This is a genomic window from Rhodoplanes tepidamans (assembly GCF_030813915.1).
Taxonomy (GTDB): domain Bacteria; phylum Pseudomonadota; class Alphaproteobacteria; order Rhizobiales; family Xanthobacteraceae; genus Rhodoplanes; species Rhodoplanes tepidamans.
Genome location: NZ_JAUSUJ010000012.1, coordinates 183,802 through 205,818, shown reverse-complemented (window position 1 = coordinate 205,818; position 22,017 = coordinate 183,802). Strand labels below are relative to the sequence as shown.

Here is a 22,017-nt window from a genome sequence, read left to right as displayed (position 1 = left end):
CAGGATCGATGTCTCCGAGGCCATGCTCCACGTCGCCATGGGAAGCCTCCTCCTACGACGCATCAGCCACTGAATCGAGTTTCCAAACGGACTCTGAGAGCCGGCGAGATCGACGACCGCAATCTCCTGGTTGGTATTAGTCACGGCACACACCCCTGGAGAACCCGTGAAAGGGGCGCCTATCGCTCTGCCCCCTCACAGCTTTCTGACATGGGGCTTACGCTGTCCGGCTTTAAGCCAGGCTTAACAGGTGATAGCCTGGGTAATTGGCACTTACTAATAAAGGACCCACAAATATCGTTTAGAATTCGTCTCGACCCTGGACCAGAACGTTACCGGACGCCCGGTCACGCGATTGTCGCGGAGCACGAAACGCACAACGGGCCGTGGCGTTTGTTCACTGTCGAGCCCGCGCGCAAGTCGTAAACGCGGGGGCTCCGCGGCGGGTTTCCGGCCCCCCGGGAGTCGCGTTCCGACGTGATCAGAAGGCCCGGGCGGTGAAATTCTGCATGGCCGCCATGCAGGCGTTATCACCGGAGCCGATGGGCGCGGACGCCGCGGCGAGGCCGTCGCGCCGCGCGGAACGCATCGCCTCGCCGATCATCACGAGGCACGGCCCTGCCGGCAACGCCGCGACCTCCTCCACCAGCGCACCGACGGTCGTGATCACGTGGCGCTCGCCGGCGCGCGTCGCGTTCACGACCGCGACAGCCGGGGTGGTCGGCGGCAGACCGGCGGTGCAGGCGCGGGCGACGAGCGCCGGCAGCGTCTTCTTCGGCATGTAGACGACCGTCGTCACCGACGGATCGGCGAGCGCGGCACCGTCGAGCGTCGCGGGCAACCGGCCGTCACGGTCGTGGCCGGTGACGTACTGCACACGGCGCGCCACCGCGCGCTCGGTGAGCGATACGCCGAGACGCGCCGCAGCCCCCTGCGCGGCCGTGACGCCGGGCACGATCGCAACCGCGACGCCGGCGGCGCGCGCCGCCGCGATCTCCTCGGTCGCGCGGCCGAACACGCCGGGATCACCGCTCTTCAGCCGCACGACGCGCTTGCCCTGACGGGCGAGGCCGACCATCAGGGCGTTGATGTCGTCCTGCCGACAGGACGGCCGATGGCCGGTCTTGCCCACCAGGAGGGTGCGGGCCTCGCGCCGGGCGAAGGCCAGCACGTCGTCGGAGACCAGATCGTCGTACAGCACCACGTCGGCGCTTCGCAGCGCCCGCACGGCAGCGAGCGTCATCAGCTCGGGATCGCCCGGGCCGGCGCCGACCAGCGTGATGTCGCCGGCCCCTTCCCCGGCTCCGCCGGCGAGCAGATCGTCGAGATCGTCGCGGGTCGGCCGCCGGTCCGGCTCGGCGAAGGCGCGGTCGGCGAAACGCTGCCAGAAGGCACGGCGCATCGTCATGCCGCCGATCCGGGCCGCCACCTCGCCGCGCCAGCGCTTGGCGGCGTCGAGCCAGCCGGCGAGGCCGAGCGGGATCAGCGACTCGATCTTCGAGCGCAGCGTCTGGGCCAGCACCGGCGCGGCGCCGTCGGTCGAGATGCCGACGACGAGCGGCGAGCGGTTGACGATGGCACCGAACTGAACGTCGCACAGCTCCGGCCTGTCGACGGCGTTGACGATCGCGCCGCTCTTGCGCGCGATGTCGACGGCACGGCGCGCCTCCCCGGCCTCCTCCGGCGCGACGATCACGAACCGGGCGCCATGGAAATCCTCGGCCGCCCACGGACGCTGGTGCAAGGCCACGCTGCCGTCCGGCGCGACGCCGGCCGTTTCGCGCATCTCGTCCGAGAGGTCTGTCGCGATCACGTCTACATGCGCCCCGGCGGAGGCGAGCAGCCGCGCCTTCCAGGCGGCGCCGGCATTGCCGCCGAGCACGACGGCACGGCGGCCGCGCAACCGGACGAACACGGGCAGCACGGCGAGCGGCGCGAGGCCGCCGGCCCGCGTCTCCTCCGGAACTCGGTCAGGCTGCGACACGGGGGACCTCCGCCAGAAGCCGCTTCAGCTCGGGAATGCAGGAGCCGCAATTGGTGCCGGCCTTCACGGCGGCGCCGATCGCGGACGCATCGTCGGCGCCGGCCGCGATGGCGGCCAGGATCGCCTCGCGGCCGACCGAATGACAGGCGCAGACCACCGGGCCGCAATCGGCGCTTCCGTCCGGTGCGCGGCCGGAGAGCAGCGACAGCCGCGCCGCCGACGCGACAGGCCCGCCGAGCAGCGGCGCCAGGGTCTCCCAGCGCGGCACCTGCGCGGCCGGCCCGACGAACAGTGCTCCGGCGAGCCGGCCGTCGTCGAAGGCGGCGAGCCGGAACACGTCGCGGGCGGGATCGCGCAGCTCCGCCCGGTCGCAGCCCGGGAACAACGCCGTCGCCGCCGCGACGAGAGCCGCCAGTGGCCCGTCGCCGGCGAGCGTCCAGGCGAAGCCGCCGGCGACGGCGATGCGGGCCCACCAGAGCCCCACCGGCAGCGCGAGCGGCGCCGTCGACAGCGCGAAGCCGGCGAGCCGCATCGGCACGGGGACGAGCGTCGCCGGTGTCGCCTTCGCCTCGGGCTGGCCGGAATGGGGATCGGTCGCGCCCTGCACCAGCGGTCCCACGCGGCCGTACGAGGACGTCTCGGCGGTCCAGTGGATCGGCGCGAAGATCTCGCCGGGCCGCACGATCTCGGTCGCCACCACGCGCAGCACGGCACTGCCGTGCGCCGTCTCGGCCCGAGCGAAGCCGCCGTCTCTCAGGCCGCAGCGGGCGATGTCATCCGGGTGCACCTCGACGAACGGCTCCGGCCGGTGCGCGCCGAGTCGCGGCGACAGGCCGGTACGCGTCATCGTGTGCCACTGGTCGCGGACCCGCCCGGTGTTCAGGCGCAGCGGAAAGCGGGGCGACGCCGCGGATGCGAGCCCCGGCGCGGCGGCTGGCACGAAGCGGGCGCGGCGGTCGGCCGTGACGAAGCCGCCGTCGCCGAACAGGCGGGCCGTGCCGTCGCGAGTTCCGCGCCGGACCGGCCACTGCACCGGTGCGAGCGCGTCGTAGCCGGCGTCGTCGAGATCGTCGAGGCCGGAGATGTCGAAGGCGCGGGCGCCGTCGTTCTCGAACCCGGAGAGCGCGGCGTGCTCGCGGAAGATCGCGGCGGGCGACGTCCAGGCGAACGCCACGCCGTGCCCGAGCCGCTCCGCGACACGGGAGAGAATCCACCAGTCCGGCTTCGCCTCGCCGGCGAGCCGCAGGAAGGGCCGCTGACGCGAGATGCGGCGTTCCGAATTGGTGACGGTGCCGTCCTTCTCGCCCCACGCGGCGGCCGGCAGACGGATGTGGATGCCCGCCGCGCCGATACCGGCCGAGAGCGTGTCGTTGGACGCGACGTTGTCGGACACGACCAGCAGATCGAGCCGCCCGAGCGCATCGCGCACCGCGTCGGCCCGCGGCAGCGACACGGCCGGATTGGTGCCCATCACCCACAGCGCCCTGATGCGCCCGTCGGCGACGGCGTCGAACAGGTCGACGGCCTTGAGGCCCTCGCCCGTCACCATCGCCGGCGCGGTCCAGAACCGGCGCACGCGGTCGACCTCGACCGCGGAGAAGCCCATGTGCGCGGCCAGCATGTTGGCGAGGCCGCCGACCTCGCGGCCGCCCATCGCGTTGGGCTGCCCCGTGAAGGACAACGGCCCCATGCCGGGTCGCCCGATCCGCCCGGTGGCGAGATGGCAGGCGACGATGCTGGTCACCTTGTCGGTGCCTTGGGCCGATTGGTTGACGCCCTGCGACCACACCGTCACCACCCGTTCGGTAGCGCACCAGGCGCGGACGAAGTCCCTCACCTCGGATTCGGCCAGACCGGTGCGGGCCGCCGTCGCGGCGAGGCTCGGCGCGATCTCCCTCGCGCGCGCCAGCGTCTCGTCGAAGCCGGTCGTGTGCGCGGCGACGAAGGCGCGGTCGAGCACGGCCGAGTCGGCGATCTGCGTCAGCAGATGGGCGAACAGCACCGTGTCCTGGCCGGGGGCGACGGCGAGATGAGCGTCCGCCTCCTCGGCCGTGGCCGTGCGGCGCGGATCGATCGCGATCACCCGGGTGCCGCGCGAGCGCCGTGCCGCGGCGATCCGCTGGAACAGCACCGGGTGGCACCACGCCGCGTTGGAGCCGACCAGGACCACGAGATCGGCCTGCTCCAGGTCCTCGTAGCTGCCCGGCACGACATCGGCCCCGAAGCTGCGACGGTGGCCGGCAACCGAGGATGCCATGCACAGGCGCGAGTTGGTGTCGACGTGCGGCGTGCCGATGAAGCCCTTGGCGAGCTTGTTGGCGACGTAATAGTCCTCGGTGAGGAGCTGGCCGGACAGATAGAACGCGACCGACTCGCGGCCGTGCCGCGCGATCACGTCGGTCAGCCGCGTCGCGACCGCGTCGAGCGCCGTGCTCCAGCTCGTCCGCGCGCCATCGACGACGGGATGCAGCAGTCGCGTCGCGAGGCCGAGCGTCTCGCCCAGCGCCGCGCCCTTCGAGCACAGCCGGCCGACGTTCGACGGATGCCCGGGGTCGCCGGCGACGGTCGCTCCGCCCGCCCCGTCCGGAGTCGCGAGAATGCCGCAGCCGACCCCGCAGTACGGGCAGGTGGTGCGGACCGTTGGCATCGTGCCGATGGGATCGCTCATGGCTTCGTTCCGGCTCGCTGATCTCCGTCCGCATCATTCCGGGACGGCGCGGAGCGCCGGACCCGAACTCCAGCCCCGGCGAAGGTCGTCGCTGGGGTCCGGGGTCGCACCTTCGGAGCGCCCCGGAATGACGGGGAGTTGATCATCACGCCGCTCAATACACGTCGGCCTGATAGCGGCCCGCCTTCTTCAGCGCGGCGACGTAGGCGACGGCAGACTCCGCCGGCCGCCCGCCGTGCAGCTCGACGATGTCGACGAGGGCACGCTCGACGTCCTTGGCCATGCGCTTGGCGTCGCCGCACACCGCGACATGGGCTCCCTCCTCCAGCCAGGCGAACAGCTCGGCCCCGACCTCGCGCATGCGGTCCTGCACGTAGAACTTCTCCGCCCCGTCGCGCGACCAGGCGAGCGACAGCCGCGTGAGCACGCCGGCGCTCTTGAGCGCGTTCAGCTCGCTCTCGTAGAAGAAGTCGTGATCGCGCCGCTGATGGCCGAAGAACAGCCAGTTCCGGCCCGGCGCCTGGGTCGCGGCGCGCTCCTGCAGGAAGGCGCGGAACGGCGCGATCCCGGTGCCCGGGCCGATCATGATCAGCGGCGTCGCCGGATCCGGCGGCACGCCGAAGCCGTGCGCCCGCTGCACATAGACCGGGATGCGCGCGCCCTCGGACACGCGCTCGCCCAGAAACGTCGAGGCGACGCCGAAGCGGCCGCGCCGGTTGATCGTGTAGCGCACCGCATCGACGGTGAGCGAGACGCGGCCGGGATTTGCCTTCGGCGACGACGAGATCGAGTAGAGCCGCGGCTGCAGCGGATCGAGCGCCTCGACGAACGCCTCCGCCGACGGCCGGACGCCGAACTTGTGGAGCGCCCCGAGCACGTCGAGCGTCGTCGCATCGCCGTCCGGATCCTCGCCGGCGGCGAGCGCCCGCGCCTTCTGCCGCAGGGCTCCGCCCGTCACGTAGGAGAAGAGCTGGAACAGTGCGTCGGGTGCGGCGCCGAGCGAGAGGTCGCGCGACAGAACGTCGTGGAGCGACCGACCGGCGACGAGTCCCTCGGGACGGGCGCCGAGCTGGGCAATGACGGCATCGACGAGGCCTGGCGCATTTACCGCGAACACCCCGAGGCTGTCGCCCGCCGCGTAGCTCACGCCGGTTCCGGCGAGATCGAGCTCGATGTGGAACGTCTCCTTCTCGGATCCCGGCCCGTTGAGCCGACGCCGGCCGACGAAGACGGCGTCGACGGGCGCCTCCCGCGAGTAGCCCCGGTCCACCGCCCCGGCGGAAGCCGCCGCCGGTTCGGCAGGTGCCGCGGCCATTGACGGCGATGCCGCGACACCAATCTCGGCCGCCAGCACCTTCACGGCCCTGAACGTATCCTTGCCGCCGGGGGCGCAGAGATTGAGCCGCGCCTCGGCACCGGTGGCGAGCGCATTGGCGTAGGCGGCGCAGGTGTAGCCGCACTGGCCGCAGTCCTGCTGCGCCATCGCGGCCATCAGGCGGGGCGCCAGCGGGCGCCCCGTGGCCAGCGCCTGCCGCTCGGCGAGCGGCATCGCCGGATCGTGCCATGGCGCATCGTCGTTGTCGGCGAGCCCGGACTCCTTCGCCGACCCGACCGCACCCGCCGTCGCATCGACCGGCATGGGCGCCGTGCCAGGGGCCGCCAGCGCAGCGAAGAAGCCGCCGAGCCACGCGCGCTGCTCGGGCGAGAACGGCGCCGTCTCGGGCAGCATGAAGACGGAGGGCGGCTGGACCGACGCGTTCATTCGGCGGCCTCCAGGGCGCGCGTCGCGGTCGGCGCGGCGCCTTTCAGGACATCGACGCCGACCCGGAGCGTGAACTGCTGAAAGCTCTCGTCGGGCCCGCTGCGGCCGGCCAGATAGGCGCGCAGCAGCGCCTCGACATGCACGGCGGCACGCTCCTCCGGCACCCCCGTCCACAGCATGCGGCCGATGGCGGCGTTCTCGGCGAAGCCGCCGCCGACGACGACGTCGTAGCCCTCGACCGTTTCGCCCTCGCTGCCGACCGGCACCTTCACGCCGATCAGGCCGATATCGCCGATATAGTGTTGGGCGCAGGAGTTCGGGCAGCCCGTGAGATGGATGTTGACCGGCACGTCGAGCGCGAGTCGCGCCTCGACGTGAGACGCGATGTCGAGCGCGTTCTCCTTGGTGTGCGCATTGGCGAACTTGCAGCCGGTCATGCCCGTGCAGGCGACGAGCCCGGCGCGGATCGAAGTCGGCTGCGTGGAAAGGCCGAGGGCCGCAAGCCGCGCCTCCACCTCGCTGGCGCGATCCGCCGCGACGCCGGAGATCAGAAGATTCTGCCACACCGTGAGCCGCACATCCCCGTCGCCGAGCTCGCGGGCGATCGCCGCGATGCCGCGCATCTGCTCTGTCGTGAGCCGGCCGACCGGAACCACGACGCCGACATGGACGCGACCGTCCTGCACCTGCGGGTGCACGCCGAGATGCGCCATCCGGTCCGTCGCGGGACGCGGCGCGACGTGGGCGGCATCGACACGGTCGAGCCTGCGGCCCAGCACCTCCTCGACCCTCGCCAGGAAGGCCTCGAAGCCGAGCCGGTCGAGCACGTATTTGAGGCGGGCCTTCGCACGGTTGGTGCGGTCGCCTTCGGCGACGAAGACGCGCACGATCGCGTCGGCGACGGCCGTGCAGTCGGCGGGCCGCACCACGACGCCGGTGTCGCGTGCGAGATCCTTGTGGCCCGAGATGCCGCCGAGCGCGAGCCGCATCCACACCCCCGGTTCGACGGCTGCGCCGTCGAGCACCCGGACGGCCTGGAAGCCGATGTCGTTGGTCTCCTCCAGCGCCGGAATCCGTCCGCCGCCGTCGAACGACACATTGAACTTTCGCGGCAGGCCGATCATGGCCCGCTCGTTGAGGATGTGGAAATGCCAGGCACGCGCCAGCGGCCGCGTGTCGATCAGCTCCTGCGGGTCGATGCCGGCGGTGGGCGAGCCGGTGACGTTGCGGATGTTGTCGGCGCCGGCCCCGCGCCCGGTGAGGCCGAGATCCGAAAGCGCCTCGAGAAACGGCCCCGCGCTTTCCGGCGCGATCTCGCGGATCTGCAGGTTCGCCCGCGTCGTCACATGGGCGTAGCCGCCGCCGTGGCGGTCGGCCAGATCCGCGACGCCGGCGAACTGCCAGTGGTTCAGGATCCCGTTGGGGATGCGCAGCCGAGCCATGAACGAGGTCTGGGTCGGCGCAACCCAAAAGAGACCGTGATAGCGCCAGCGGAAGTTGTCCGGCGGGGTCGGCGCCTTGCCGGCGTCGGCCTCGCGCTTCATGCGGCCATAGGCGTCGAAGGGATGCTCGGCGCGCTTCCACTTCTCCTGGTCGACCAGCTTCTGGCCCGCCGCCAGAGCCTTGTCCTGTGCGGCGAGGTGGATGGCGTCGGGGCCGCTCGGCGGCGCCGACGGCGTGGCCGCCCCGGCGGGCGCAGCGACCGACTTCATCACGGCCATGCCGGCCGCCATGCCCTCGAGATAGCGTTTCTGCTCGGCCGAGAAATCGGACATGGGACGCTCCTCAGGCGGCCGCGGCGACCGCCGGCACGGGCGACGCGACGGCGACCGGCGGCCCGAACACCAGATCGTCCCGCATCGCGTTCACCTCGGCGCCGGACGCGATCAGGTCGAGATAGAATCCGGCATGGCGGGTCTCGCCGACCAGGATGGCGCCGACGAGCCTTTCGTCGTTCACCACCAGCCGCGCGTAGCGGCCGGTGCACGAATCGGACAGCGTGATCACCTCGGCACCGGCCGGTGGCATCACGTCGCCAGCGGAAAACACCGGGACGCCCGAGACCTTCAGGCGCGTGGACAGCAGCGTACCCTCGTAGCGCGCGTCCTCGCCGGCGAGCCGGCGCGCCAGAACAGCGGCCTGGGCGTAGCCCGGCTCGACCAGGCCGTAGACGGTGCCGCGATGGGAGATGCATTCGCCGATGGCATGGATGCCCGGCACCGACGTCGCGAGCGCGTCGTCGACCACGATGCCGCGCTCGACCGCGAGGCCGGCCGTGGCGGCGAGTTCGGTTGCCGGCCGCACACCGACCGCGACCACCACGAGTGCGGCCGGGATCGTGCGGCCGCCGGCCAGCCGCACGGCCTCGACCCGCTCGCCGCCCTCGACGGCCGCGGTCTGCGCCGCGAGCACGATCTCGATGCCCTTCTCGCGCATCGCCGCCTCGACGATCCGGGCGGCCCCGTCGTCGAGCTGGCGTTCCATCACGCGCTCGGCGAGATGGACGAGGGTCACCGGCACGCCGGCGCGCGCGAGCCCGTAGGCGGCCTCGAGCCCGAGCAGGCCGCCACCGATCACCACGGCCGGCGCCTTCCGGGCCGCCGCCTCGCGCATCAGGCCGAGGTCGGCGAGGTCCCGGAAGGTGATCACCCCGGGCAGGCCCATGCCGGGCACCGGAAGCCGGATCGGATCCGAGCCGGTCGCCAGCACCAGCCGGTCGAACGGTACGACGCCGTGGCCGCCGATCCGCACCTCTCGCTCGGTCGTGTCGATGCCGGTCGCGCGTGCCCCGGTGATCAGCCGCACCCGGTTGGCGAGATACCAGCGGCGATCGCGAAACCGGCACTCCTCCTCGCTCACCTCGCCGGCGAGCACGGCCGAGAGCAGGACGCGATTGTAGGCGGGCGTGGGCTCGGCGCCGATCACCGTCACGTCGAAGCGATCGGCGGCGCGCCGCGTCACCTCCTCGACGAACCGCAGGCCGACCATGCCGTTGCCGACCACGACGAGACGTTCACGCATGACCGCCTCCGGTGAGCGGCGTCAGGGCGGCATCACCCCTTCCCGCCGGCGGGAAGAGGTCGACGGTCGCGCGCCTGGCGCGGATGTCGGGTGAGGGGGCGCATCCGTATCCTCGCAGCGCTCCCTCGCCCCACCCCTCTCTCCACGCGCGGGGAGCGGGAGCGTGGGCGCCGTGTGTGGAAGATGATGCGCGTCTCACGACCGCGGACCTCGACGACACCGTCATCACGCCCTCACGCCGCCTCGACGAAGCGGTTGCGGGCGTAGAGGAACTCGAGCACCGCGGCGCGGCAGCGGTTATACTCGTGGTCGTCGACGAGCTCGAGCCGCCGTCGCGGACGCGCGAGGCCGACGGTCAGCACCTCGCCGATGGTGGCGGCCGGGCCGTTGGTCATCATCACGATGCGGTCGGAGAGCAGCACCGCCTCGTCGACGTCGTGCGTGATCATGATCATGGTGTTGTTCAGGCGGGCGTGAATCTCCATCACCTGGTCCTGGAGGTGCGCGCGCGTCAGCGCGTCGAGCGCGCCGAACGGCTCGTCGAGCAGCAGGATCTTCGGCTCCATGGCGAGCGCGCGGGCGATTCCGACCCGCTGCTTCATGCCGCCGGAGATCTCGGCCGGTCGCTTGTCCCTGGCGTGCGTCATGTTGACGAGCGCCAGGTTCTCCATGATCCATTCGCGCCGCTCGGCCCGCGAGCGGGTGCCGCGGAACACCTTGTCGACCGCGAGCGCGACGTTCTCGTAGACGGTGAGCCAGGGCAGCAGGCTGTGGTTCTGGAATACGACGGCGCGGTCCGGCCCCGGCTCGGCGACCTCGTGCTCCTCCAGGATCACGCCGCCCGTGGAGGCGCGCAGCAGGCCGGCGACGATGTTGAGCAGCGTCGACTTTCCGCATCCGGAGTGGCCGATGATCGAGACGAACTCGCCCTGCCCGATCCGCAGGGTGACGTCGCGGAGGACCTCCGAGACGGCACCGCCGCGCGTGAACGAGATGCCGACGTGGTCGATCTTCAGATAGGCGTCCATGTCCATGGCTGGTCCTCAGTTCGACGCAGTGCCGCGGGTGACCAGCACGGCGGCGCCCGCCACCAGCCGGTCGAGCAGGAAGCCGACGGCGCCGATATAGGCGAGCGCGACGACGATGTCGGGCAGCCGCGACGAGTTCCAGGCGTCCCAGATGAAGAAGCCGATGCCGACGCCGCCGGTGAGCATCTCGGCCGCCACGATGGCGAGCCAGGCGAGGCCGATGCCGATGCGCAGGCCCGTGAAGATGTACGGCGCCGCCGAGGGAACCATGATCTTGACGAAGAACTCGAGGTGATTCAGCCGCAGCACCCGGGCGACGTTGCGGTAGTCCTGCGGGATGTTGCGGATGCCGACCGCCGTGTTGATCAGGATCGGCCAGATCGACGTGATGAAGATCACGAAGATCGCGCTCGGATTGGCGTCGCGGAAAGCCGCGAGCGAGATCGGCAGCCAGGCGAGCGGCGGCACGGTGCGCAGTACCTGGAACACCGGATCGAAGCCGCGCATCGCCCACACCGACTGACCGACGATGGTGCCGACCAGGACGCCGGCGACCGCGGCGAGGCCGAAGCCGATCGCCACCCGCTGCAGCGAGGTCAGCACCCGCCAGCCCAGGCCGATGTCCTGCGAGCCGGCGACGAAGAACGGATCGACGATCAGGTCCTTGGCTTCGCTCCACACCCGCGAGGGCGGCGGCAGCGCCGAGGTGGGACTCCAGCACGCCATCTCCCAGACGAGCAGCAGCAGGGCGGTGACGACCAGCGGCGGCACGAGCATCGAGGCGACCCGTCGGACCACCGGCAGAACACGACTGGCGAGCGGCGGCCTCTTCAGCGCGAGCGACACCACGGTCGCGGCTGCGGGCATGGGGGTGACGGCGGCAGGCGGCGCACCGCTCTCGGCGGCGAGGCGCACCTGCGAGACGGTCTTGAGTTTCGGCATGGAAGTCGCCACGGGGGGCTCCTGGGGTCGGTGTTGCGTTCGCCCTCATGGTGAGGGGCGGCCGGAGGCCGCGTCTCGAACCAAGTGGCCCGATCTCGCGGGCCGCCCCCGCCCTTCGAGACGGCCGCTGCGCGGCCTCTTCGGGTGAGGGCGGTGAGGGGTCTGAAGCCTAAGTCACACGGTCACACGCTTGATGCGCTGGGCGCGCAGATAGGCCATCGGATCGGCCGGATCGAACGTGACGCCGTCGAAGAAGGTCTCGACGCCGCGGCTGTCGGAGGTGGGAGTCCCCGAAACGCCCAGCGCCTTGGCAGCCTCGATCCAGAGGTCCGACCGGTTGGTCTTGTCGACCAGCGCCTTGATGTCGATCGAGGGATCGAACTTGCCCCAGCGGATGTTCTCGGTGACGAACCAGGTGTCGAGGCTCTTCCACGGATAGGAGGTCGAGCCGCCTTCGCCCCAGAACTTCATGTACAGGTTGGTGCCCTTCGCGGTGCGGCCGAGGCCGTAATTGATGTCGCCCTTGATGCGGCCGATGATGTCCGGCACCGGCACGTTGAACCACTGCCGCTTGCCGATGATGGTCGCCATCTCCTGCTTGTTCTCGGGCTTGTCGCACCACTGCTGCGCCTCCATCACGGCCATCATCAGGGCCTTGGCAGCGCGCGGGTTCTTGTCCACCCAGTCGGCCCGCATGCCGAGCACCTTCTCGGGATGGCGGAACCACAATTCGCCGGTGGTCAGGGCCGTGTAGCCGATGTTCTGGTTGACGAGCTGCTCGTTCCACGGCTCGCCGACGCAGAAGCAGTCCATGTTGCCGACCTTCATGTTCGCCACCATCTGGGCGGGCGGCACCACGATCACCTTGATGTCGGTGTCGGGGTCGATGCCGCCGGCGGCGAGCCAGTAGCGGATCCACAGGTCGTGGGTGCCGCCCGGGAAGGTCATGGCGGCGGTGAGCTCCTTGCCCTGGGCCTTCTTGCGCTCGAACGCCGCCTTGAGGGGCGAAGAGTCCTTCTCGATCTTGAGGTCCTTGTACTCGTTGGAGACCGAGATCCCCTGGCAGTCCTCGTTGAGGTTGAGGAGCGTGTACATCGGCAGAGACTGGTTGCTCTGCATCACCTTCCCGGTGGTGTAGAGATGCACCTTGGGCCGCAGCAGGTGGGCGCCGTCGATGCCGTTGTGGGCGGTGCCGAGCGCCATGTTGTCGCGTGTCGCGCCCCACGAGGCCTGCTTGGCGATCTCCATGTCGGGCAGGCCGTGCTTGTCGTAGAAGCCCTTCTCCTTGGCGATGATCAGCGGCGATGCGTCGGTCAGCGCGATGTAGCCGAGCTTGGTTCCCTTCACCTCCGGTCCCGCGCCTTGCGCGAAGGCGCCGGCCGGCAGCGCGGCCCTGGCGGCGGCGAGGAGGGCTGCCGTGTTGGCGACGTTGCGCAAGAAGTGGCGACGGGTGGAACGCAACGCGCGGGGGGTGATGGTCATGCTGTGTCCTCGCTCGGCGAAAAACGAAAACGCCGCCGCTTCGAACCGACACCACGCACCCCCGGGGATTCCAGGTGCGTCGGACAGGTCGAAGCAGCGGCGTTGCTGCGTCAGTCGATATCGGCCACCGTCAGCGTCGGCGGGGCCACTGCAGATACTCATACAAGCGGCGTGCCAACCGTGCCGCGCTGCGGAAAACCACTTAATGTGCAGAGATTAGAGCGCGTCCCCGGACCAGAGCCGGACGGCCATCGCCACGGCGTTGCGCCGGTTCGCGGCACTGCGAAAGCGGCAGTTGATCAAACCGTGAGCAGATGCACGCGTTCAGGGGCCCGCCGGGCGGCCGAGAGCCGCGTCGTACAGATCGGTGCGGAACACCGCCCGCACCGCGTCGCGCGATCCTTCCGGCAGATGGCCGGCGGCCGCCATGGCGTCGAACAGCCAGTCGGCCTGGGCGGGCTCCGGACGATTGGCGCCGAGCAGCAGGAACTCGGGGTCGGTGCGCACCGTGCCGTCGGCGTCAACCACCAGGGCGCCGTCGAGGGTGCGGAGGATCACGGCGGCCGGAAGGTCGAGGTGGCGCGGCTCGCCGAGCACCGCCGCGAGATCCTCGCGGTTCTCCGGCGCGGAGCACCAGGCGGCGGCGGCGGCGAGCGCCCGGATCAGCGCGGCCGCCTCCGGCGCGCCGGCCCGCTCCGCCGGCACCGCCAGGACCTTCTCGGGCGCGCGGCGGACGATCGCATTGCCGAGCAGCAGGATCGTGCCGACCCCCTGGTCGACGGCGACGCTGTTCCACGGGCTGCCGACACAGAAGCCGTCGACGAGTCCGCGGCGCAGCGCGTCGACCATGAAGGGCGGCGGCACCACGACGAGGCGCACGTCGCGCTCGGGATCGAGGCCTGCGGCGACGAACAGGGTGCGGAGCTGATAGGCGTGGGTGGAGAACGGGAACACGGCCGCGAAGGTGAGCGCCCCCTGCCCGGCCGCCGCCCGCTCGCGCGCCACCGCGCCGAGCGCCGCCGCAGCGTCCGGGAGGCGCCCCGACAGGCCGCCCTTCGCCGCGAGCTGCGCCGCGAGCGGCCGCGACACCGTGACGGCGTTGCCGCCCAGATTGAGCCAGAACGGCGCGGCGAGCGGCAGCGCCACATGACCGAGGCCGAGCGTCGTCGCCACCGCGAGCGGCGCCAGCATGTGGGCGGCGTCGAAATGCCCGAACACCAGCTTGTCGCGGATATTGGCCCAGGAGGTCTCGCGCACCGGCACGAGATCGAGCCCTTCCGCCGCCGCGAAGCCGCGCTCGGCCGCCGCGATCAGCACGGCGGCGTCGGTGAGCGGCACGTAACCGACCGAGAGGCGCGTCATCAGAACAGCTCCGCGGCCGTGATGATCGCCTGGGCGATCTCGACCATCCGCTTCTTCTCGTTCATCGCGGTCCGCCGCAGCAGCGCATAGGCGTCCTGCTCGGAGAGGCCCTTGCGGGCCATCAGCAGGCCTTTCGCCTTGTCGATGGTCTTGCGGTCGGCGAGCGCGGTCTTCGCCTCCTCGAGCTCGCGGCGCATGCGGCTGTAGGCGTTGAACCGCATCACCGCCATGTCGACGATGGCGCGCACCCGCTCGGGCTTGAGCCCGTCGACCACGTAGGCCGAGACACCGGCGTCGATCGCGGCCTGCATGGTGGCGGCGTCGGAGCGGTCGACGAACATGGCGACCGGGCGCTCGACGATGCGGGATACCCGGAACATCTGCTCGAGCACGTCGCGGTTGGGGCTGTCGAGGGCGATCACCACCACGTCGGGAGCGAGCGTCACCAGGCGGTCGAGGAGATCGGGCGAGTCCGGAACGATCGCGACCCGCGGGATGCCCGCGGCGCGCAAGCCTTCCTCGACGATCGTCGCGCGGGCCCGATCGGCATCGACCACGGCGACGGACACCACCCCGTCCTGCATCGCACCATTCTCGCCGGAACGGCGGCGCGATGCAAACCGCCGGATTCGATTCTCGACGGCCGGCTGAAACCTCCGTCGCACTCGCGCTTTGTCCCGATGACACAACCGGGAGAAACGCATGCTCAAAGGCTTTCTGAGCGCCGTGGCCTGCCTGCTGATGCTGAGCGGCACGCCGGCGTCGGCGGCGTCGCGCGACGCCACACCGTCCGGCACCGTGCAGACGACCTCGGCCTCGGTGCCGATCATGCTCGCCCAGCGTTTCGACCGCGACGACCGCCGCAGGATGCAGGACGGCCGTCGCCACGACCGGCGCGATCGCTGGCGGGGGCGTCACTCCGGTCCGCGCCGCGATTTCCGCGGTCCGCCCCCCGGCTGGCGGCGCTACCAGGCGCGCCCGCGCGGCTGGCAGACGCGGGGATGCATGCAGATCGGCCCGATCTGGTACTGCCCCTGACGGGATCGCGACGGCGACGCGCCTCGCGCGCCGGTGCGGCTCTCCGCTCCGGCGCGGTCCCGCATGAGCGGACGGGACGTCACGCCGCCGCCCGGAAGCCCTGCAGCACGTTCACGGCGTTGAGGCCGATCGCCTCGACGGCGTAGCCGCCCTCCATGACGAACAGGGTCGGCAGCCCCGCCGCCGCCAGCCTCTCCCCGATCGCCGTGTAGTCGGGGCTGTCGAGCCGGAAGCGCGAGATCGGATCGCCCTTGAAGGTGTCGACGCCGAGCGACACGACCAGCGCCTCGGCGCCGAACGCGGCGATCCGCGCGAGCGCATGGGCGAGCGCCTCCGACCACGCCGCGAAGTCGGTGCCGAACGGCAGCGGGTAGTTGGCGTTGGCGCCCTCGCCCGCGCCCGTCCCGGTCTCGTCGGCGAAGCCGAGGAAGTAGGGATACTCCTGCACCGGATCGGCATGCAGCGAGACGAACAGCACGTCGCCGCGATCGTAGAAGATGTCCTGTGTGCCGTTGCCGTGGTGACAGTCGATGTCGAGCACGGCGACGCGCTCGGCGCCGGCGTCGCGCAGCGCCTGCGCGGCGATCGCGGCGTTGTTGAAGAAGCAGTAGCCGCCGTAGCAGGCCCGGTGCGCGTGGTGGCCGGGGGGCCTGCACAGGGCGAACGCCCCCCGCTCGCCCCGCACGATCAGCTCCGCCCCGGTGAGCGCCACGTCGGCGGCGGCCCGCACCGCCCGCCAGGTGCCGGCCGTGATCGGCGTGCCGGCGTCGAACGAGTAGTAGCCGAGCTTGCCGTCGATGTGGTCCGGGACGACCCGGCGCATGCCCGGCGCGATCCAGGTGAAGGGCAGCGCATCCCAGGGGCCGTGTTCGGCCACCCAGGCGTCCCAGGCGCCTTCGAGGAAGGCGACGTAGTCGGCGGCGTGCACGCGCCGCACCGGGTCGAGCCCGAAGAGCTTCGGCGGCATCACCGGGCCGAGCCCGGTCTCCTGCACCCGGGCCAGCACCAGGGCGGCGCGCCGCGGCATCTCGAAGCTCGGCACCAGCTTGCCGTCGTGCAGCTCGGCCTTCCCGTCGTGGCCGACGTGATCGTCGCTGTAGACCGTGATCATGAGGAGACTCGAAAGGCTCAGCCGGACGCGCGCAGGAAGGCGAGGACGACGATCCGCGGCGCGCGGCAGACGGCGAGATCGAGAATCCGTCCGCTCGGCACCACGGCCTTGCGGCCGACGAGGTCGACGACGATGTCGTGGAAATCGAGAAAGACGCCGTCGAGCGGATGCATCGCCTTGTACACGGCTTCCTTGGCCGCGAACAGGAGGCGGGCGCGGAGCGGATCGCCGGCGAGGCCTGACCGCTCGGCGACCGTGGCGACGAGCTCGACGATGTCATCGGGCAGCGGCTCGGCCGGCTCGACGTCGATGCCGAGCGCGGCGAAGCCGGAGCACCGGGCCACCGCCGCGACCGCCACCGCGTCGTCGTGGGCGAGCGAGCCGACGATGCCGTCCGGCCAGGCCGGCGCGCCGGAGGCGGTGCGCACCACCGCGACGCCGGGGTGGCCGAACCCGGCGAGCAGCCGGCGGACGACCACGCGGGCCGCTCCACTCGCCCGCCGCACCGCCACGACCGACGAGACGATCGAGTCCTGCTCGGCCTCGAGCAGCGCCGCTTCGTCGCCCGGCGCGATCACCCGATGCGCGATCGCGACGCCGGGCAGCAACGCGTCGAGCGCGCGCTGCAGGACCGGATCCCCGGGGGCGGGCGCGTCCGGCGGAGCCATGATCGTGTCTTCGAGCAGCGGCGGCATGGCGGCGGATCAGGCGGAGGCCTGGACGGCGAGCTCGGCGATCACCTCGCCGTCCTCGTCCGAGCCGATCTCGACGAAGCCGACGCCGAGGTAGAGCTGCTTGGCCGGGTTGTTCGGCTCGTAGCAGATCGCGATGGTGACGACGCCCGGCACGGCGCGGATCTCCTCGATGGCCTGCTCGAGGGCGACACGGCCGTAGCCGAGCCCCTGGAAGCGGCGATCGATCATGAAGCGATAGATGACGGCGCGGCGCGGATCCTCGTCGCCGACGTCGTACATCAGGAAGCCGACCAGCTCGGACCCGGCATAGATCGCCCGCGGCCGCGCCAGCGGATCGAACTTCGACTCGGCGATCGAGTAGAGATTGCCGGCGACGAGGTCGCGCTGCTCGGGCTCGAGCTCGAGCGCGGCGACGTCGCGCCAGTTGTCGGCCGTGACGGCGGCGAGCCGGACGCTCCGCGGCGAGGGAGCTCCGGGGACGTAGCGCCGCGTTCTGGGAGTCGTCGTCATGTCCACGGCCACGTGCTCCGTCGGCGCGCTCCGCGCCGGCCGGCGCGGAATACGCGAATGGCCGGGGCGAGCCCGGCCATGTCGATGATCGGGATTTCGGCGACGGTCGGCACGGCCTACTCCGCCGCGATCCGCCAGGCGGGCGCGACCGCCTCGGGCGCCCGATAGACGGCGGCGCCGAGCGCGCCGTCCGGGGTGCCGTGCCGGCGGAACAGCTTCGCCGGATTGCCGCGCCAAGTGGTGTGCGCATCGACCACCTCGCCCTTCATCAGGAACGCGTCGGTGTCGATCACCACGTGGTCGCCGAGCGTGACGCCGTAGTGGACGAAGGCCGACGGCCCGAGCGTGCAGCCGGCGCCCATGCGGATGAGGTCGGACTTGAACACGCCCTCCTCCAGCGAGTGGGCCTGCAGGACGCTGCCCTCGTTGAGATTGGCGAAGTCGCCGACCTCGGTGAGGCTGCGGTCGGTGATCGAGCAGCCGAAGTCGACGACCTTGCGGCCGACCTTCACGCCCATCATCTGCAGGATCAGGCTCTTCACAGGCGTGCCGCCGAACAACTGCACGTGCGGCCAGTCGGACAGCTTCCAGTGCCGCTCGTGGCTCCAGAAATACGGGTCGTAGATGGTCACCATCTGGGGCTTCAGCGCGCCGAAGCCGAGCGAGGCGCGCTCCATCAGGGTGAACCACAGCACCGCCCCGGCCGAGGTGACGGCGCCGGCGACGAAGAGCGCGAGGACGCCGAAGCTGTCGTAGGTCAGCAGCGCCGCCTGCCACACCGCGAGCGAGGCGAACACCAGGAGCCAGCGGGTGGCGAGGAACAGCGCCGCCGTGACGGCGTTGTAGCGGTTCTTGGCGGCGAGGCGGCGCAGCCGCTCGTCCTCGGGAATGGCGCCGAGCATCGACTTGTCGCGCTCGACCATGCGCGGGATCGCGAAGGGCGGCGAGCCGAGCAGGCCGACATTCTCCTGCACCGGGCCGTCGATCGGGATCATCACCTTGGTGCCGAGCAGCACGTTGGCGCCGGTGCGGCCGCCGGGCGGATAGTGGATGTTGTTGCCGAGATAGTTGTTGTCGCCGATGCGGGTGTGGCACAGGCGGAACGACGACGCCGACATCTCCAGGTTGATCATCGACAGCCCGTCCGAGACCATCGTGCCGGAGCCGATCTCGCAGCAGAACGGGTTGTCGTGCTTCTGGTTGGTGCCCATGTTCGAGCCGGTCTGCTCGACCGTGTTCAGGTTCCAGCCGACGAAGCGCATGTAGTGGACGATCGCCGAGGCGTCGCCGAACAGCACGTTGAAGAACTGCGAGTTCGAGAACTTCTCGGTGAGGCCCTGCAGCCACGCGTGGAGGCCGTAGTTCGAGTAGGTCCGCCCCTCCTTCAGGAACAGGCGGGCGAGCCGCGGCACGGCCCACACACCGGCGAGGCCGGTGACGATCGAGCCGAAGAACGAGACGAGCGACACCACCAGCACGGTCGGCAGCGAGGTCCAGAATCCGCTCGCGGCGGTCGCGGAGCTCTGCTCCCACAGCGCCAGCGCGACGATCGGGGCCGGGATCACCAGTGCGAACAGTCCGGCGAGCTGGACGACCTCGGAGAGACCTCGGCGCAGCGCCGTCGACGGCACCGCCTCGACCCGCACATAGTCCGCCGTCGTCTCGACCGCCGGCGAGCCGTGGAACCGCCTGCCGTCCGGCACGCGCTGGCCGCTCTGCAGCGAGGAGGCGTGGCCGAGCTGGGTGTCGTTCCCCATCGCCGTGTCGATGTCGAGCACGCTCGCCTCGCCCACGAAGGCGCGGTCGCCGATGCTCACCCGGCCCGTATGGATGTAGTTCGACTGCGCCCGGTAGCCGAGCAGGATCGTCTCCTTGCGCAGCACCGTGTCGTCGCCGATCGAGATCAGGTCGGTGGCGACCGGCACGAAGCGCGTCTTGACGATGGTGTTGCGGCCGATCCGGGCGCCGAGCAGGCGCAGATAGACGTTGAAGATCGGATGGCCGGCGAACAGCGCCACCGGCGCGTTGCGCATCAGCGTCTTGGCGGCCCAGAAGCGGAAGTAGCGGGCCGACCAGATCGGGATGCGCTCCTCCGAGAAGCGGCCGACCAGCAGCCATTTGCCGAGGATCGACACGGCGGTGAGGCCGAAGAAGCCGGCCACCGCGGCGGCGACGCTGCGGACGTAGAGATCGACTGGACCCGTCGCCGCATAGGTCCATTCGAGCCCGGTGTCGAACACCCACAGGCCGAACAGGCTGTAGGCGCCGTAAAACAGGAGCTGCGCGGCGCCGCAGGCGTAGTACGAAAAGTCCGACGGCGTGTGGAACGGCTCCGGTGCGGTCTCGACCGCCGCCGCCGCGCCGCTCTCTTCGAAGGTCGCGGCGAGCCGCGCGATGGTCGGATTGGCGTAGATGTCGCGCATGGAGACGCTCTCCATGCCCGGGTTGCGGCGGATGCGCGCGCAGAACCGCGCCATCAGGAGCGAGTTGGCGCCGAGATCGTCGAAGAAGTTGTCCTCGATCGAAACGCGCTCGACCGTCAGGATCTCGGCGATCGCCTCGACCAGCAGCCGTTCGTTGTCGGTGCGGGCGGCCACCACCTTGCCGCTGCCGCCCGGCTGACAGCGCGGACCGGTGGGCTTCGGCAGCCGCTTGCGGTCGGCCTTGTTGGAGGCCGACATCGGGATGGCGTCGAGCTGCTCCAGATAGGCCGGCACCATGTAGGCCGGCAGGCGGCGCTTCAGCGCCTGGAGTATGTCACCACCCGACAGCGCGCCGGCGCCCGGCTTCAGGGCGTAGTAGCCGACCAGCTCCGGCAGACCAGGCTCGGGCTCGAAGGTGGACACCGCCGCCTGGGCGATCTGCGGCAGCTCCATCATCACCGACTCGATCTCGACGAGCTCGATGCGGTAACCGCGGATCTTCACCTGGGTGTCGATGCGGCCGAGATACTCGATCTCGCCCGCGTCGTTGATGCGGCCGAGGTCGCCGGTGCGATAGATGCGCTTCGACGCGTTGTTGGGGATGCCGACGAAGTCCGGGATGAACTTCTGGGCGGTCAGTTCCTCGCGGTTGAGATAGCCGGCGGCGACGCCGATGCCGGCGATGCCGATCTCTCCGAGCTCGCCGCGCGCCACCGTACGGGGCTCGGCCGGATCGAGGATGACGATCGAGTAGGTCGGCATCGGGATGCCGATGGTGACGGGCTTCTCCGGCACCAGCTCGGTGACGGTCGCCGTGACGGTCGCCTCGGTCGGGCCGTAGGTGTTGAGGATGGTGCGGCCGCGGCGACTCCAGCGCATCACGAGGTTCTGCGGGCAGGCCTCGCCACCGACCATCAGCAGGCGCAGATGCGGCAGGTCGCGCTCGATGGTGGAGAGCAGCGTGGGGCAGCAGCACATCGCGGTGACGCGACGCTCGTGCAGGAAGTCGGCCAGCTCCTCGCCGACCAGCCCGCCGCCGGCCCGCGCCGGCACCAGCGTGGCGCCGGCCATCAGCGGCACCCAGGTCTCCTCGATCGAGAAGTCGAACGCGATGGTCATGCCCTGGTAGACGCGGTCGCCCGGCCGGTAGCCGTAGCGCGCGGCGGCGATGCGGACGAAGTTGCAGATGCTCGGATGCTCGACCAGCACGCCCTTCGGGTTGCCGGTGGTGCCCGAGGTGTAGATGACGTAGCAGCCCGGGTCGTCGGTCTCCCCGGCCTCGCCGGCGAACAGCCGGTCCGGCGAGCGGGCGTCGATCTCGGCGCGATCGGTGTCGAGCAGGACGGCGGCGGCGTCCTGGGCGGCGAGGCGCTCGGAGAAGCTCGCCATCGACACGATTGTGCGGATCTTGGCGTCGCCGAGCATGTAGCGGATGCGCTCGGCCGGCAGGCCGGGATCGAGCGGCACATAGGTGGCGCCGGCCTTCAGCGCCGCGACCAGCGCCACATAGGTCTCGATCGTCTTGTCGAACAGCAGCCCGACGCGGTCGCCGGCCGCCACGCCCCGTGCGATCAGGTGGCGGGCCACCTGATTGGCGCGGCGGTCGAGCTCGGCATAGGTCAGCGTCGCGTCACTCGTGACCACGGCGGCGAGCCCGCCGAACCGGTCGGCGGCATCCTCGAACAGGTGGTGCAGCCGCTCGCCCGGCCGCCAGCGGGGCGACGGGTCGACGCTGCCGCAGAACAGCACGTCGTGCCCGGCGATGGTCCGGGCGTGGCTCTCCCGAGAGGCGCCGTCGAGGCCGCCCTGCGACCCCTCGTGCATCCGGGCGGAACCGCCGGTCGATCCGTCGTGGAGATCGGCGATGTCGATTCGATGAGCCATCGTTCTGCTCTGGTTGCGGTCCGGTGCGGGTCGCACACCGGGCCGGGGTCGTGCTGCCGTGTTGCTGGGCCGAAGGCGATCCGAACCCGCCGCGGGCGCGGCGCATC

At 71.1% G+C, this 22,017-nt stretch carries 15 protein-coding genes; 1 reads left to right on the top strand and 14 read right to left on the bottom strand.

From position 1 onward, the window contains the following. Window positions 1–481: 481 nt before the first annotated feature. The 10 genes from cysG to J2S22_RS16115 form a co-directional block, all read right to left on the bottom strand. Window positions 482–1,984, bottom strand: a complete 1,503-nt coding sequence (cysG, locus tag J2S22_RS16160; RefSeq protein WP_272775693.1) for a siroheme synthase CysG — start codon at window positions 1,982–1,984, stop codon at window positions 482–484. Then, entirely contained in the window at window positions 1,971–4,652 is a 2,682-nt protein-coding gene (locus J2S22_RS16155; protein ID WP_272775692.1) for a nitrate reductase, read from the bottom strand. The genes cysG and J2S22_RS16155 overlap by 14 nt, the downstream gene beginning before the upstream one ends. A gap of 154 nt (window positions 4,653–4,806) precedes the next feature. Beyond that, window positions 4,807–6,414, bottom strand: a complete 1,608-nt coding sequence (locus tag J2S22_RS16150; protein ID WP_272775691.1) for a sulfite reductase subunit alpha — start codon at window positions 6,412–6,414, stop codon at window positions 4,807–4,809. Continuing rightward, complete coding sequence (locus J2S22_RS16145) at window positions 6,411–8,189, bottom strand: NirA family protein (RefSeq protein WP_272775690.1); 1,779 nt, start codon at window positions 8,187–8,189, stop codon at window positions 6,411–6,413. Before J2S22_RS16145 ends, J2S22_RS16150 begins: the two co-directional genes overlap by 4 nt. A 10-nt stretch (window positions 8,190–8,199) precedes the next feature. Next, window positions 8,200–9,435, bottom strand: a complete 1,236-nt coding sequence (locus J2S22_RS16140) for an NAD(P)/FAD-dependent oxidoreductase (protein ID WP_272775689.1) — start codon at window positions 9,433–9,435, stop codon at window positions 8,200–8,202. 233 nt (window positions 9,436–9,668) lie between these two features. After that, window positions 9,669–10,463, bottom strand: a complete 795-nt coding sequence (locus tag J2S22_RS16135; protein WP_272775700.1) for an ABC transporter ATP-binding protein — start codon at window positions 10,461–10,463, stop codon at window positions 9,669–9,671. A 15-nt stretch (window positions 10,464–10,478) separates the two neighbouring features. Next, window positions 10,479–11,405, bottom strand: coding sequence for a nitrate ABC transporter permease (gene ntrB / locus J2S22_RS16130; RefSeq protein ID WP_370878216.1), 927 nt, complete (start codon window positions 11,403–11,405; stop codon window positions 10,479–10,481). Between the two features lie 174 nt (window positions 11,406–11,579). After that, window positions 11,580–12,887: a CmpA/NrtA family ABC transporter substrate-binding protein gene (locus tag J2S22_RS16125; protein ID WP_272775688.1), complete on the bottom strand. Its 1,308-nt coding sequence runs from the start codon at window positions 12,885–12,887 to the stop codon at window positions 11,580–11,582. Window positions 12,888–13,211: 324 nt separating this feature from the next. Further along, a complete protein-coding gene (locus J2S22_RS16120) occupies window positions 13,212–14,249 on the bottom strand; it encodes an ABC transporter substrate-binding protein (protein WP_272775687.1) in 1,038 nt (345 codons plus the stop codon). Further along, on the bottom strand, window positions 14,249–14,833 hold the full coding sequence (locus tag J2S22_RS16115; protein WP_272775686.1) for an ANTAR domain-containing response regulator: 585 nt from the start codon (window positions 14,831–14,833) through the stop codon (window positions 14,249–14,251). The genes J2S22_RS16120 and J2S22_RS16115 overlap by 1 nt, the downstream gene beginning before the upstream one ends. A 118-nt stretch (window positions 14,834–14,951) precedes the next feature. On the opposite strand from J2S22_RS16115, the gene J2S22_RS16110 reads away from it, so the two are divergent. Then, the gene (locus J2S22_RS16110; RefSeq protein ID WP_272775685.1) at window positions 14,952–15,287 is read left to right on the top strand and encodes a hypothetical protein; all 336 of its coding nucleotides are present in this window, start codon (window positions 14,952–14,954) and stop codon (window positions 15,285–15,287) included. A 79-nt stretch (window positions 15,288–15,366) separates the two neighbouring features. On the opposite strand, the gene J2S22_RS16105 is transcribed toward J2S22_RS16110, so the two are convergent. From J2S22_RS16105 to J2S22_RS16090, 4 genes are all read right to left on the bottom strand, one after another. Continuing rightward, window positions 15,367–16,398 (bottom strand): histone deacetylase family protein, encoded by a 1,032-nt coding sequence (locus J2S22_RS16105; RefSeq protein ID WP_272775684.1) that lies wholly within the window; start codon window positions 16,396–16,398, stop codon window positions 15,367–15,369. A 17-nt stretch (window positions 16,399–16,415) separates the two neighbouring features. Continuing rightward, the gene (locus J2S22_RS16100) at window positions 16,416–17,066 is read right to left on the bottom strand and encodes a 4'-phosphopantetheinyl transferase family protein (RefSeq protein ID WP_272775683.1); all 651 of its coding nucleotides are present in this window, start codon (window positions 17,064–17,066) and stop codon (window positions 16,416–16,418) included. Between the two features lie 36 nt (window positions 17,067–17,102). Further along, a complete protein-coding gene (locus J2S22_RS16095; RefSeq protein ID WP_272775682.1) occupies window positions 17,103–17,603 on the bottom strand; it encodes a GNAT family N-acetyltransferase in 501 nt (166 codons plus the stop codon). A 116-nt stretch (window positions 17,604–17,719) separates the two neighbouring features. Continuing rightward, complete coding sequence (locus J2S22_RS16090; RefSeq protein ID WP_272775681.1) at window positions 17,720–21,910, bottom strand: Pls/PosA family non-ribosomal peptide synthetase; 4,191 nt, start codon at window positions 21,908–21,910, stop codon at window positions 17,720–17,722. Window positions 21,911–22,017: the final 107 nt, after the last annotated feature.